Here is a 14,285-nt window from a genome sequence, read left to right on the forward strand (position 1 = left end):
GATTCTACTATCTTTTTTATCTCAATGTACACTTCACTTAATCCCTCCTTTACTTCGACTTCCCTCAGCACAAGCGGAGGGAAATTATTTCTTTGTCCTCTCCCCTAAATCCTGCACTATAAGAAGTATCAATAAGGAATACCTAATCTACATTTGGTTTTCTTCTGTTCGACTTTTTTAAGGCCGATTTCTTTTTACTGTTTAATCGTTTTTGAATTGCAGATCTGGAAGGTTTTGTTTTTCTGCGTATTTTTGGCACTATAAGGGCGCCTTTTATAAGGGCTAAAAAACGTGTAATGGCAAGCGCCTTGTTTTTATGCTGACTCCTAGAATCATAGCATTGTAACAACAGCACATTCTCTTTGGTTAATCTATTTGCCAATTTAAGAAGTAAGCGTTCTTTTTCGTTTTCTGTAAGGGCCGTAGAATTTTCCAAATCATAGGTAAGTTCAATCTTTGTAGACACTTTATTTACGTGTTGCCCGCCAGCACCACCACTACGCACTGCCTTAAATTGAAGTTCCTGTATAATTTGTGATTCGTTCAAAATTGTTAAGCTAGTCTCTTGTTTATAATATCTATGGGTATATTGAGGTAGGTTGTACTTTCTAATGCCAACTTTGTATCACAGGTAAAAAATATCTTCTGCTCCTCTGTAGCGCCTTCAATTAAAAAATACATCCCCATAGGATACACCTTCTTTACCGTTATTTTTAGTCCAGATGCTTTAGAAACTTTCAATTCATGGGCGTAAACAATAATTTTCTCTTTGGTTTTGGCATAGGTTTTAATAACATCTATGGGTATTTCATTGGCTTCAGCAAAAAGACTGGCAATGTACAAAGACTTGGGATTTTCAAACAATGCCAAGGTCTTTGCATCCGCAATAACAGCTTTATCTTTTACCACAAGTACTCTGTCTGCAAATGGCAACACTTCTTGCTGATCATGGGTAGCAACAATACAACTAATTTTCTTCTTTTTTAGGTAGGCAAAAAGGTTTCTGCGTAAACTATTTTTTCTGAAATTATCGATATGACTAAACGGTTCATCCAATAACAAAAGTTCTGGCTCTTGCGCCAAAACTCTAGCCAAAGCTACACGTTGTTGCTGCCCGCCACTTAAATTTTTAACCTTAATCTTAGCAAATGAAGTCATTTCTACCATTTCCAGTAACTCATCCGTCCGTTCTTTCAATTCCTTTGGGTAAAAAACGGATAAAAACTGACTTACATTTTCTGCAACAGTTATAAATGGCATCAAATCAAAATCTTGAGACAAATACTTCATGTACTTTTCCCCTGGGATCAAATTATAATCGGGTCCTAAAACCTGATTTTCCTTCCAAAAAATTGTCCCTTCATTCAATTGCAATAGGCCATAAATTGCTTTGAGCAGGGTGCTTTTTCCAGAGCCACTTTCTCCCAAGATGGCAAGATATTCTCCTTCATCAACCTTAAAACTTATCTTTTTTAAAATTGGTGTTGTAGTATATGAAAATGATATGTTCTTTACTTCTAACATAATAAGACAAAAAACGGCTTCTAAATGAAACGGATTTTTAATTTAATTATTCCCTTTTATTCTTTAAAATTCTTTAAAACTGCTTTGTTTGGCAATTCACTAAAACCCATATTGAAGAGTGTAAATGCCTGTACGTCTACTTGCTCATTAATGATTGCTTCGGTTGATTTCCCTGCGCCATGCCCCGCATTTATATCGATTCTTATAAGTGTTGGGTTTGCACCTTCTTGTTTTTCTTGTAATTCTGCAGCAAACTTAAAACTATGTGCGGGTACAACACGGTCATCATGATCTCCTGTAGTTATTAAAGTTGCCGGATAGCTAACTCCTTTTTTTACATTCTGTACGGGCGAATAGCCCAAGAGATACTCAAACATTTCTTTACTATCGTCTGCGGTACCGTAATCATAGGCCCAACCAGCGCCTGCTGTAAAAGTATGATACCGCAACATGTCTAACACACCAACTGCTGGCAAGGCTACTTTGGCCAAATCTGGACGCTGCGTCATAACGGCACCAACCAATAAGCCGCTGTTAGAACCCCCGCGCAATGCCAAATAATCAGACGAGGTATAGTTGTTTTCAATTAAATATTCTCCTGCTGCAATAAAATCATCAAACACATTTTGTTTTTGAGTTTTGGTACCTGCATCATGCCATTTTTTACCGTATTCGCCACCCCCTCTTAAATTAGGAACAGCAAAGATACCCCCTTGTTCCATCCAAACGGCGTTGGCAATACTAAATGAGGGTGTTAAACTGACATTAAATCCGCCATAACCGTATAAAATAGTTGGGTTCTTTCGGTTGCGAATAAGATTTTTATGATGTGTAATTATCATAGGGATCTTAGTGCCGTCCTTGGAGGTATAGAACACCTGATTAGAGATATAATCATTGGGATTAAAATCTATTTCGGGCTTCCAATATTGATTGTATTTACCGGTTTCTACATGGTAACTATACGATGATCCTGGGGTGCTGTAATTGGTAAATGAAAAGTAAAATTCCTTGTCTTCCTTTTTCCCTCCAAAGCCACCAGCAGAGCCAACTCCTGGTAATTTTATGGTACGCACTAGTTTTCCATCATAATCATACTGCAAAACTTTAGAAATTGCATCTACCATATAATTGGTAAAAAAATACCCTCCGCCAGTACTTGGGGAAAGTACGTTTTCGGTTTCTGGAATAAAATCGACCCAATGTTCTGGTGTAGGATTACTAGCGTCTACCGTAATAATTTTTTTGTTAGGTGCATCCATATTGGTTACGATATACAGGGTAGTACCTACGTTTTCCATAACATAGGTATCCGAATTGGTATGGTCTACAATAGTGGTCTTTTTGTTTGTTTCTAAGTCAATTATAAACAATTTATTACCCGAAGTAGACACGGAAGCTGATATGACCAAATACTGTCCATCTTCTGTTACAGAGCCTCCAACGTACCGATGTTTTTCCTCTGGAAGCGCTCCAAAAATAACGATATCCTCTGTTTGGAGTGTCCCTAATTTATGGTAGTATAATTTGTGTTGGTCTGTTTTTGCAGAGAGCTCACTACCTGTAGGTTTGTCATAACTGGAATAAAAGAATCCTTCATTCCCTTTCCAAGATACGCCACTAAATTTTACATCTACCAAAGTATCTCCAACTATGGCTTTGGTCTCTGCCTTGATCACTATTATTTTCCGCCAATCGCTACCGCCCTCAGAAATGGAATAGGCCGCTAATGAACCGTCTTTAGAAAAGTGTAAACCCGCTAAAGAAGTGGTACCATCCTCTGAGAATTTATTGGGATCTAAAAATACCGCTGCTTCACTATTACCCTTTTTTCTATAAATGACCGCCTGATTCTGTAGGCCGTCATTCTTATAAAAATAGGTATACGCCCCTTCCTTAAAAGGAGCTCCTAATTTTTCGTAATTCCATAATTTCTCTAGTCGCTGCTTTAAGTTGTTCCGAAAAGGGATCTTGTCTAAATACCCAAAAGTAGTTTTGTTTTGTTCTTTTACCCAGGCTTCTGTTGCTGCGCTTCTATCATCTTCTAACCAACGGTAGGAGTCTACCACTTTGGTTCCAAAATAATTAGTAATTGTATCTACCTTATTAGAGGTAGGGTAGTGTACCATAATCGCTTCTTTTTTTGAGGTTGAATCACAGGCTGTAAATATTAGAACAGCCAACAACAGCACTATTGATTTTTTCAATGTCTTCGTTTTCTTGGTCTAAAATTACCACAAAAAAACCTTTACGAAGAGTTCTTCCTAAAGGTTTTTATACACTTCTACGGTAAATTTAAAACTACAATAGCTTATTGTTTGTTAGGTATTCTGCTATTTGTACTGCGTTTGTCGCTGCTCCCTTTCTAAGGTTATCTGCAACAATCCACATATTTAGGGTGTTTGCTTGGGATTCATCTCTACGAATACGGCCTACAAAAACCTCATCTTTATTGTGCGCATAAACGGGCATTGGGTAGGTATTTGTATCTGGATTGTCTTGTACCACTACACCTGATGTATTGTTTAATATTTGTCGCACTTCACTCACATCCACATCATTATAAAACTCTACGTTTACAGATTCTGAATGACCCCCAGCTGTAGGTATACGCACTGCTGTAGCTGTTAATGAAAAAGTACTGTCATTGAATATTTTTTGTGGCTCACGAGATAATTTCATCTCTTCCTTGGTATAGCCATTATCCATAAAAACATCACAATGTGGCAATGCATTTCTATTAATAGGATAAGGGTAAGCCATTTCTCCTTGTATGCCAGCGACCTCATTTTCTAACTGTTTTACAGCCTTTACTCCTGTACCAGAAACAGATTGATAGGTTGAAACTACTACACGTTTCATTTTGTATTTTTTATGCAAGGGCGCCAAAACCATTACCAATTGAATGGTAGAACAGTTTGGGTTTGCAATAATTTTATCTGCTTTGGTTAACTCGTGGGCGTTAATTTCAGGCACTACTAATTTTTTAGTAGGATCCATACGCCAAGCTGATGAGTTATCTACCACAGTGGTACCCACTTCTGCAAATTTCGGCGCCCATTCTAAGGAAGTATCTCCCCCGGCTGAAAAAATAGCCAAATCGGGTTTGGCAGCAACGGCATCTGCTAATCCTATCACGGTATGTTCTACACCATTATACATCATTTTTTTGCCTACAGAGCGTTCTGAAGCAACCAACAACAATTCTGACATTGGAAAATTACGCTCTTGTAATACTTTTAGCATTACCTCTCCTACCATTCCGGTGGCACCAACCAAAGCTACTTTCATTTTATTTCAATTTAGAAGCGCAAATGTAATTCAATGAAGCGTAATGAACAAGGAAAATAAACAAGAATAAATAAAATATAACATATTGTTATATTTATAACAACTTAAAATACAAACAAAAAAAACCGCCAATCTATTGCATTAGCGGTTCAATTTTACATATAAGATGGTTTACTTTTTAAGCAAATCTCTAATTTGAATTAACAACTCTTCTTGCGTTGGTCCCTTTGGTGCTTCTGGGGCAGCTGGGGCTGGTGGAGTTTTTGTTTTATTATATGCTTTCACAATCATAAACAATACAAAACCTACAATTATTAAGTTAATAATTGCATTGATCCATTTCCCATACATGACCGCATTTTCTGGTTTGGCAATAGTTCCATCAGCAGCAAGCACTGCTTCATCCAATACTACTTTCATTTCGGCAAAATCTAATCCCCCCGAAAAATGACCTACAAATGGCATCATAATATCATTCACAAAGCCGCTAACAACAAGACCCATTGCCCCGGCTAACAAAACAGCTACTGCTAAATCAATAACATTACCCGTCATTATAAAATCCTTAAATTCTTTGAACATAATTTTCAGTGTTTAATTGGTTATATACTTGCAATGTAATTAAAAAAAATAGGTGTTCGAAATTTTATTTTTCTATATATCTTCTTTTTACCCGCTGAGAAATTCCTGTAATGAGCTCATAAGAAATAGTATCCGCCGCTGTGGCCAGGCTATCTGCCGTATGTATTTCATTAAAAACGATTACCTCATCCCCTTCTTTACAATTGATATGAGTGACATCTACCATAATCATATCCATACAGGTATTTCCTAATATAAGAGCCTTGGTATCCTTTATAAATACAAATCCCTTTTGATTCCCATAAATTCTACCAATCCCATCGGCATGACCAATTGGCAAGGTGGCCACTGTTTTCCTTTCTGAAGCAGTAAATCCCCTATTGTACCCAATACTCTCATTGGGTTCTAAATGGTGAATTTGAGAAATGATTGTTTTTAAACTCGCTATGGGCTTTAGGTGTTTGTTGTATTTTTCATCATTTCCAAAGCCATAAATTCCAATACCACTCCGCACCATATCAAATTGGGCCTCTGGATAATTTAATAGGCCCGATGTATTTAAAAGGTGCTTTATGGGCGCATATCCTAATTGTTGATCAATCCTTAATATCACTTTCTTAAAACGCCTTATTTGATTTTCTGTAAACTCCTTTTCATTGTGATCTTCAGATGCTGCTAAATGTGAAAATACAGAAGCCACTTTCACTGTTTTTGATTCGTTTATAACATCGGTAACAAGATCCAACTCGTCTTCTAAAAAACCCAATCTATTTAATCCGGTATTGAATTTTAAGTGAATGGGATAATTTTCTGTCTCAGTTTCTTTCAAATGTTCTGTAAACAAGGCCAACATTCTACGTGAATAAATACTGGGCTCCAGGCGATACTGCACCAAAACATCAAAATTGGCGGGCACTGGATGCAGTACTAAAATTGGGATTTTAATACCTGCATTCCGTATTTCTACTCCTTCATTAGCATAGGCCACGGCCAAATAATCGACACCATTATGCGCCAACTTTTCAGCAATCTTAACCGCATCACTGCCATAGGCAAAAGCTTTAACTACCGCTAAAAATTTAGTAGTAGCCTTTATCCTAGACCGCAAATAATTATAGTTGTGTTCTAGCGAAGTTAAATTAATTTCTAGAACTGTTTCAGTTGCCTTTGGCATTGGTATCCTCTTTATTTTGTTTTAGTTCTTCAGGGGCAATAACAGCCATAGTTTTAACCTTCTCTTTTAACATCGCTCTATAAAAGGCAGCCCTGCTTAAGGGTTCATACTCTTCTGTTTCGCCAAGCATCACTAAATTATCATTGTTCGATTTTCTATAGCTATAATTTGCTAGGTTCCCTGTTCGGGTACAAATGGCATGTACCTTAGTTACATATTCTGCGGTTGCCATTAAGGCAGGCATTGGTCCAAACGGATTGCCTTTAAAATCCATATCTAAGCCAGCCACTAAAACGCGTATTCCTTTGTTAGCAAGATCATTACAAACCGTAACTATTTCATCATCAAAAAATTGAGCTTCATCAATACCCACAACATCACAACCATCTGCTAATAACCTAATATTGGCAGCAGCAGGAACTGGTGTAGATCTAATCTCATTGGCGTCATGAGAAACCACCATTTCTTCATGGTAACGCGTATCTACAATGGGCTTAAAAATCTCAACCTTTTGCTTCGCAAATTGTGCTCGTTTTAACCTGCGAATAAGTTCTTCTGTCTTTCCAGAGAACATTGATCCGCAAATAACCTCTATCCAGCCAAATTGTTCTTTAGGGTTAACAGTATTTTCGAGAAACATTTTGTATTTTTAGACGAAAATAAAGCGTTTTTCGTTCTTATTTTATAGTTCTATTAAAATTATTAAAAAAAATCACTGTTTAAAGGTTTAAAATTATAGGAAAATGAAGCAAAAACTGAAAGAGGAATTAGTTAAAATGTCTACAGATATATTAACCTCTAACAAATTAAATAATATCTCTGATTTGTATGAAACAGCAAAGGCTTTGTATGAAAAATTAGCTGTTTTAAAATTCATTGAAGAGAAATTACATGACGTAGAAATTGATGTAACAAAAAACGTGATTGCTGAAAAATTTGAAAAATTAGCAAATGCCGTTATTTTTGAAAAGGCAGCGGTACCCGAAAACAACCCTCACCAAGAAGATATTATGACTCCTGGAATTGATACAATTATGGGGATGGTCACCGAAATGCCTACTGACAAAGCTACAGACGATACACTAGACGAATTCATGTCTAAGCCCGAGTATATGAAGAACGACAAAGAGCTTTTTATGCCAGAAGTTAAGACCAAAAGTGTAAAAGCCAAGTACATCAACAACATCGTCAATAAAGATGTAAAAATTGATCTTAACGATAGGCTGGCCTTTGTAAAACACCTTTTTAATGACAGCAATGATGATTATAACAGGGTACTGTCTCAATTAAGCACTATAGATTCGGAAGAACGTTCTATATCCTTTATCGTAAATATGGTGAAGCCAGATTATAATGGTTGGGTAGGAAAAGAAGAGTACGAAGAACGTTTTATGGCAATTATTGAACGTAAATTTGCATAAAACCGATCTATGAATTTTTCTAAAATACTGTATTGGATAGGCACTGTTCTTCTCACTGCTATTATGTGCTATTCTATTTACAACTATTTGTTTAACAACGCTGCAATTAGCGGCTATTTTGAACACTTGGGTTACCCATCCTATTTAGTATATCCTTTGGCAACTGCCAAAGTTTTAGGACTCGTTGCTATTTGGGGTGATTTTTCCAAAACTCTAAAAGAATGGGCTTACTTTGGGTTTTTCTTAAACACAACTATGGCTTTTGCTGCACATTATATCACAGATAACGGCGGTTATCTTTTTGCAGCTTTGGCTTTTATAGGCACTGCACTATCGTACTATTTTGGAAAACAAATTAAGCCATAAGAAACAGAAATGGGGAAATTATATTTAGTACCAACACCTATTGGGAATTTGGAAGACATTACTTTTAGAGCCATCCGTGTTTTAAAAGAGGCCGATTTAATCTTAGCCGAAGACACCCGTACTAGCGGTAAATTATTACACCATTACAATATTGACACTCAAATGCACAGCCACCACATGCACAATGAGCATAAAACGGTAGAAAGCATTGTAAAAAGAATGCAGGCTGGCGATACTATTGCCCTTATTTCTGATGCAGGTACCCCTGCCATTTCAGATCCTGGTTTTTTATTGACCCGTGCCTGTGTAGAAAACAACATTGAGGTAGACTGCCTACCCGGTGCCACTGCCTTTGTGCCTGCCCTTGTAAATAGCGGATTGCCCAATGATAAATTTGTCTTTGAAGGTTTTTTGCCTGTTAAAAAAGGGCGACAAACTCGTTTAACACTATTGTCCGAAGAAACTAGAACCATAATTTTTTACGAATCACCTCATAAACTATTAAAAACTTTGGGGCATTTTGTGGACTATTTTGGGGCAGACAGACCTATTTCGGTTTCTAGAGAATTAACCAAAATGTTTGAAGAAACCATTCGCGGAACAGCAGCAGAAGTTTTAGAACATTATACGGCAAAGCCTCCCAAAGGAGAAATTGTTATTGTAGTTGGAGGAAAAAAATAACATACAAATGACACTATTAGAATTTAAAGAAAAACTACAGTTTACGCCTGCAAAAATTGAATTTACAGACACCATGCAGGTCATAGAAGCCAATTATAAGTTTCATCCAACCGCCTTTAAAAATGGAGAATTGCACAATATGGCTGGTGAAAACTCGGGGTCTTGTAAATTATTTGCATTTGCTATAGCGCAAGGATTTACAAAGAATGAAACCTTGGTTTGTTTTGGTAAATTTTATGCCCAAGATGTTTTACAAGACCCCACCGGCAGTAGCCATCAAAATATTCGGAATTTTATAAAAACAGGTTTTGAAGGGCTTTCTTTTGAAGGAGAAGCTTTGGAAGAAAAATAGGGTAAGCCTTGCTCAATTCGCAAGGCTTACCCTATACCAAATTCTTTATAGATTACAACTAATACGCACTGCCATTGTGTTTTCCTTCTTCCCAACCGTGTTTTCCTAAGTATTGGCTACCACTTTCTACGGCTCCTTCTTCAATGGAAGTCCCCATAGAATCGTTCCATCTATTTAAATAGCCAAATAAGGAAATAACACCTAACATTTCTACAATTTCACCTTCGTTCCAATGCAAATACAATTGTTCTTTAATTGCCGCATTTACGCCATTTGGAACCTGTGATGCCGCCAATGAAAAGTCTAAGGCCACCCGTTCTGCCTCAGAAAAGGCAGCGTGGGTTCTGTATTCCCAAATATTATCTAACTGTTCTTGTTCTGCTCCATAACGCTCCGCTGCTCGTATAGCATGCGCTTGGCAATAGCGACATCCGGTAGCATTACTACTTACCCAAGCAATCATTCTTTTTAAGGCAGAGGTTACCCGCCCTTCATTGGCCATAACAGCCTTGTTTAAATTAATAAATGCCTTTGAAATAGCAGGCCTGTGTTGCATTGTTAATACGGAATTTGGACAAAATCCCAAGGTTTCATTAAAAAAAGCTGCCAGTTCTTTTGTCTCAGAATCATGGTTTGCATCTAGTGGTTTTACTAAGGCCATATTTGTATATTTAATTGTATTTTTGAACCTACAAGAAACAAAAAATTATGAGTACAACAAATCATATTACCACCAAATGGTTGGGCAACATGGCTTTTGAAAGCAATAACCCTTCAGGAAATAATTTAACAATAGACATTGCCAAAGAAGATGGAGGTGACGGTCAGGGGTATAGACCTAAAGCATTAATGCTTGCCGGTTTGGCAGGTTGTTCAGGATTGGATGTTGTTTCCTTAGTAAAAAAAATGAAATTAGATCTAGAAGCATTTACCATAGAAACAATTGCTAATCTTACTGACGAACACCCTAAATACTATGATACCGTTACTATTGAGTATCATTTTCACGGTGCCAATTTGGATGAAAAAAAATTACAAAGAGCGGTAGATTTATCCGTAGAAAAGTATTGTGGTGTTATGGAGATGTTCCGGCGTTTTGCCACCTTAGAGATCAAAACCATTTTTCATTCAAAGTAAGCGGTTATGAATAAATTATTGTTTTTAGCTACTGTTCTATTTTCCTTCCTTTCAATGGCCCAAGAAAAAGAAAATATTAGCTCTCACAACAAAGAAACCATTGTAACCGATCCCTCTAAAGGAGCCAATAGTTATAAGCGTTGGACTGTTTTTCCAAAAAAGGAAAAAGAGGTTAGGCAAATCGTACTAAATTTAACTTTTGAGTGTCCAGACGGAATGCGTTGTGCAGATTGGGATTATGTAGACCATATTATTGTACGTCCCAAAAACGACACAACTTCCTATGAAATTGCACGAATGCTTACTCCATACGGGGGTAGATTTCAGGATGATTGGAAATTTCAATGGAAAGTTGACCTCACTGATTTTAGTCCCATTTTAAGAGATAGTGTTGAAGTGGATTATATCCATATGGGTTATGAGGACAATAAAACAAGAGGTTGGAAAGTTACTACAGATTTTGAATTCACCTATGGCACCCCTGTAGCCGAAGTTTTGGCTATCCATAAAATTTATGATGGCAACTACAGTTACGGAGATAAAAATGATCCTATTGAAAATCACTTAACACCAGTTACCATAGTTCCACAAGAAAATATGGTATTTTCAAAGGTTAAAGTACAGCAAACAGGACATGGTATGGATGCCAATGGTTGTGGTGAATTTTGCGATAAGTACCGCGAAATTGTGTTTAATGGAACTGTTGTAGATGCCAAACAATTATGGACCGAATGCGGAGACAATCCATTATATCCACAAGCTGGAACTTGGATTTTTGATCGCGCAAATTGGTGTCCTGGGTATTTATTGCAGCCAGACGAGGTACTTATACACCCTAAAAATAGGGATCCTTTTAATGTAGAATTAAATATGGAGCCCTATGAGACCGAAAAGCCTAGTGCCAAAGAACTGCTGGTAGCCTATGTCATTGAATACGGTAAAGTTACTGCTCAGAATGATGTGGCCTTAGTAGAAATTGTTTCGCCCTCCACTGAAGATATTCACAGTAGAAAAAACCCTACGGGTGGTTTGGCGGTTATTCGCTTAAAAAACAATGGAAAAAACCCATTAAAAACAGTTCAAATAAAATACAGCCTAGAAGGTGAAAAAGAAAAGAAGTTTCTTTGGAAAGGAAACCTTCCCTTTGGAGAAACCGCTCTTCTAAGTTTGCCTGAAGCGGTATTTTCTCCTCAAAAAACAGCCAACTTTACGGTAGAGTTAAGTAGACCAAATGGAAAAAAAGATGGCTTTAAAGGAGACAATCGGAAGACTTCTGTTTACAGTAGACCCCATATTCTTCCGCAAGACATTATCCTCCATTTTAACTCCAACAAAAAGGCGAACGAGAATTATTATTCCATTACCAATGCCTTAGGGGAAGTCGTTTTTAAAAGGGATAGTACAGCACTAATGCCCTCAACAGCATATATAGATACACTTCATTTAAAGAAAGGGAGCTATACCTTGCGACTAGATGATACCGCTGGGGATGGACTTGAATTTTGGTTTAAAGCAAGAGCTGGCCGTGGAAGTATAAAACTTTTAGATACACTAGGGCAAGCTTTAAAACACTTTAAATCTGACTTTGGAAGTTCTATTATTTACAATTTTGCAGTAGTACCAGGCCATGCTTATGATTTAGACAATGAAGCATCCATTGCCATGTTTCCTTCAAGAACACCAGGACCTATAACGGTAGAATATTTTTCAAACACTGCCGCTACTGTACAAGTTAGCATTGTACAACAAGAGAACGAAGCTGTGGTATTAGAAGAACATATTTACCACAATTTTAAAAAGGGTAGTTTCACCTATGATCTAAGTTATTTGCCTAAAATGCGCTACTACCTTAAAGTTGTAGTAGATGGTAAAGAATTATTTAAGAATAGAATTCGACTAAAAGAATAAAAACTATGCGTTGGACCATAAAACCAAAACCTGATGCTACTAAAGTAGCAGCGCTACAAAAAGCCCTTCAGGTAGATGAGATTGTGGCCAAACTATTGGTTCAGCGCGGCATTTCTACTTTTGAAGTAGCTAAAAAATTCTTTAGACCCGAATTATCAGATTTACACGATCCTTTTTTAATGAAGGACATGGATCTCGCTGTGGCACGTATTGAACAAGCAATTGCCAACTCTGAAAATATTATGGTTTTTGGAGATTACGATGTAGATGGCACCACATCAGTTGCCTTGGTTTCTTCTTATCTACAAACATACTACCCCAATGTTGCCACCTATATTCCGGACCGATATAAAGAAGGATATGGAGTTTCCTATGCTGGTATAGATTATGCAGAAGACAATGGCATTACCCTTATTATTGCTTTAGACTGCGGCGTAAAAGCCATAGACAAAGTTGCATATGCCAAAGAAAAAGGGATCGATTTTATTATTTGCGATCACCATAGACCAGGTAACAAATTACCAGCTGCCATTGCCGTTTTAGACCCCAAGCGCAGCGATTGTAGTTACCCCTATGATGAGCTTTGTGGTTGTGGTGTGGGTTTTAAACTGATTCAAGCTTTGGGGTCTAGAAAAGGAGAAACTACAGAAGATTTAATCCCGTATTTAGATCTGGTAGCTACGGCAATTGGGGCAGATATAGTACCCATAACTGGAGAAAATAGAGTGTTGGCTTATTTTGGTTTGCAGGTCATAAACACTAATCCTAGAATAGGATTTAAGGCCATCATAAAGCAAATAAAAAAAGAAGTACTAACCATTACCGATGTTGTTTTTGTAATTGCTCCCCGTATCAATGCTGCTGGGCGTATGGAACACGGTTTACATGCGGTAAACTTACTCACCGAAACCAATAGTGAACAAGCAGAACAATTTGCTGCTAGTATAGAACAATACAATTCTGATAGGCGAGAACTAGACCAAGAAATTACAAAAGAGGCTTTGGTGCAAATTATAGACAGTAAGGAAGAAGAACAGTTTACTACGGTTGTATATAATGAAAATTGGCACAAAGGCGTTATTGGTATTGTGGCCTCTAGGCTCACGGAAACCTATTATAGACCCACGCTTGTTTTTACCAAAAGCGGCGACAAATTAGCAGCCTCCGCACGTTCCGTAAAAGGTTTTGATGTATACAATGCCTTGGAAGCCTGTGCAGAACATATAGAACAATTTGGCGGCCATAAGTATGCTGCCGGTTTAACTTTGTCTGAAGCTCAGTATAGTGGGTTTAAAACTCAGTTTGAAAAAGTAGTGGCAGAAACCATAGATCCCAATTTGTTGGTCCCTGAAATTTCTATTGATGCTGCACTTGATTTTAATGAAATAAACCCGAAACTTATGCGCATCATTAACCAAATGGCTCCTTTTGGTCCCGGAAATATGTCGCCCGTATTTATGACAGATAACTTACAAGATACTGGCTATGCCAAAGGCGTAGGGCAAGAAGAAGCTCATCTAAAATTATCCGCTACCCAAAAAGGCTCTAAACAAATTGGCGCTATTGGTTTTAATTTGGGAGATAAGTTACCCTTAGTTCAAAACAAAAAACCATTTTCTGCTGTTTATTCCTTGGATGAAAACGAATGGAAAGGCACCGTAAGCTTGCAATTAAAATTACGGGATATTCGATAAACAAATTAAAGAATTGCTGCCTTAATTCCCCAAGAAAGGAAAATCAAAACAATCGTTATCTATGTCTTTTTACATTTTGCAAACAATTTATAGTGCGTTTTAAATATTGAATATTAGGTTTTCGGTAAACCATGCGCCTTACGATATTGCGTATA

The 14,285-nt window shown here is 37.3% G+C and carries 15 protein-coding genes; 7 read left to right on the plus strand and 8 right to left on the minus strand.

Annotation, left to right across the window (positions count from 1 at the left end; translation table 11 throughout):
* Positions 1-142: 142 nt before the first annotated feature.
* The 7 genes from arfB to MWU65_RS16410 all read right to left on the minus strand — a co-directional run bounded on the left by arfB (position 143) and on the right by MWU65_RS16410 (position 7,211).
* On the minus strand, positions 143-547 hold the full coding sequence (gene arfB, locus MWU65_RS16380; protein WP_247079711.1) for an alternative ribosome rescue aminoacyl-tRNA hydrolase ArfB: 405 nt from the start codon (positions 545-547) through the stop codon (positions 143-145).
* 5 nt (positions 548-552) lie between these two features.
* Positions 553-1,524, minus strand: a complete 972-nt coding sequence (locus tag MWU65_RS16385; RefSeq protein ID WP_247079712.1) for an ABC transporter ATP-binding protein — start codon at positions 1,522-1,524, stop codon at positions 553-555.
* A gap of 56 nt (positions 1,525-1,580) precedes the next feature.
* Positions 1,581-3,731 (minus strand): prolyl oligopeptidase family serine peptidase, encoded by a 2,151-nt coding sequence (locus MWU65_RS16390; protein WP_247079713.1) that lies wholly within the window; start codon positions 3,729-3,731, stop codon positions 1,581-1,583.
* Between the two features lie 94 nt (positions 3,732-3,825).
* On the minus strand, positions 3,826-4,815 hold the full coding sequence (locus tag MWU65_RS16395; protein WP_247079715.1) for an aspartate-semialdehyde dehydrogenase: 990 nt from the start codon (positions 4,813-4,815) through the stop codon (positions 3,826-3,828).
* A gap of 171 nt (positions 4,816-4,986) precedes the next feature.
* Complete coding sequence (gene mscL, locus MWU65_RS16400) at positions 4,987-5,397, minus strand: large conductance mechanosensitive channel protein MscL (protein WP_247079717.1); 411 nt, start codon at positions 5,395-5,397, stop codon at positions 4,987-4,989.
* A 64-nt stretch (positions 5,398-5,461) separates the two neighbouring features.
* The gene (gene alr / locus MWU65_RS16405; protein WP_247079719.1) at positions 5,462-6,571 is read right to left on the minus strand and encodes an alanine racemase; all 1,110 of its coding nucleotides are present in this window, start codon (positions 6,569-6,571) and stop codon (positions 5,462-5,464) included.
* A complete protein-coding gene (locus MWU65_RS16410; RefSeq protein WP_247079721.1) occupies positions 6,555-7,211 on the minus strand; it encodes a thymidine kinase in 657 nt (218 codons plus the stop codon). The genes alr and MWU65_RS16410 overlap by 17 nt, the downstream gene beginning before the upstream one ends.
* Before the next feature lie 103 nt (positions 7,212-7,314).
* On the opposite strand from MWU65_RS16410, the gene MWU65_RS16415 reads away from it, so the two are divergent.
* From MWU65_RS16415 to MWU65_RS16430, 4 genes are read left to right on the plus strand one after another with little or no spacing between them, the layout of a single operon-like run.
* On the plus strand, positions 7,315-7,992 hold the full coding sequence (locus tag MWU65_RS16415; protein ID WP_247079723.1) for a hypothetical protein: 678 nt from the start codon (positions 7,315-7,317) through the stop codon (positions 7,990-7,992).
* A gap of 9 nt (positions 7,993-8,001) precedes the next feature.
* A complete protein-coding gene (locus tag MWU65_RS16420) occupies positions 8,002-8,358 on the plus strand; it encodes a DoxX family protein (protein ID WP_247079725.1) in 357 nt (118 codons plus the stop codon).
* A gap of 9 nt (positions 8,359-8,367) precedes the next feature.
* Positions 8,368-9,039 carry a 16S rRNA (cytidine(1402)-2'-O)-methyltransferase gene (rsmI, locus tag MWU65_RS16425; RefSeq protein ID WP_247079727.1) on the plus strand — a complete coding sequence of 224 codons (672 nt, stop codon included), beginning with the start codon at positions 8,368-8,370 and terminating at the stop codon, positions 9,037-9,039.
* Positions 9,040-9,046: 7 nt separating this feature from the next.
* Complete coding sequence (locus tag MWU65_RS16430) at positions 9,047-9,391, plus strand: HopJ type III effector protein (RefSeq protein WP_247079729.1); 345 nt, start codon at positions 9,047-9,049, stop codon at positions 9,389-9,391.
* A gap of 58 nt (positions 9,392-9,449) precedes the next feature.
* On the opposite strand, the gene MWU65_RS16435 is transcribed toward MWU65_RS16430, so the two are convergent.
* Complete coding sequence (locus MWU65_RS16435; protein ID WP_247079731.1) at positions 9,450-10,052, minus strand: carboxymuconolactone decarboxylase family protein; 603 nt, start codon at positions 10,050-10,052, stop codon at positions 9,450-9,452.
* 47 nt (positions 10,053-10,099) lie between these two features.
* Between MWU65_RS16435 and MWU65_RS16440 the strand changes: the two genes are divergently transcribed.
* From MWU65_RS16440 to recJ, 3 genes are read left to right on the plus strand one after another with little or no spacing between them, the layout of a single operon-like run.
* Positions 10,100-10,528 carry an OsmC family protein gene (locus tag MWU65_RS16440; protein ID WP_247079733.1) on the plus strand — a complete coding sequence of 143 codons (429 nt, stop codon included), beginning with the start codon at positions 10,100-10,102 and terminating at the stop codon, positions 10,526-10,528.
* Between the two features lie 6 nt (positions 10,529-10,534).
* Positions 10,535-12,436, plus strand: a complete 1,902-nt coding sequence (locus MWU65_RS16445) for a peptide-N-glycosidase F-related protein (protein ID WP_247079735.1) — start codon at positions 10,535-10,537, stop codon at positions 12,434-12,436.
* Between the two features lie 5 nt (positions 12,437-12,441).
* Positions 12,442-14,130 (plus strand): single-stranded-DNA-specific exonuclease RecJ, encoded by a 1,689-nt coding sequence (gene recJ / locus MWU65_RS16450; RefSeq protein ID WP_247079737.1) that lies wholly within the window; start codon positions 12,442-12,444, stop codon positions 14,128-14,130.
* Positions 14,131-14,285 lie beyond the last annotated feature (155 nt).

Source organism: Cellulophaga sp. F20128 (genome assembly GCF_023015805.1).
Classification (GTDB): domain Bacteria; phylum Bacteroidota; class Bacteroidia; order Flavobacteriales; family Flavobacteriaceae; genus Cellulophaga.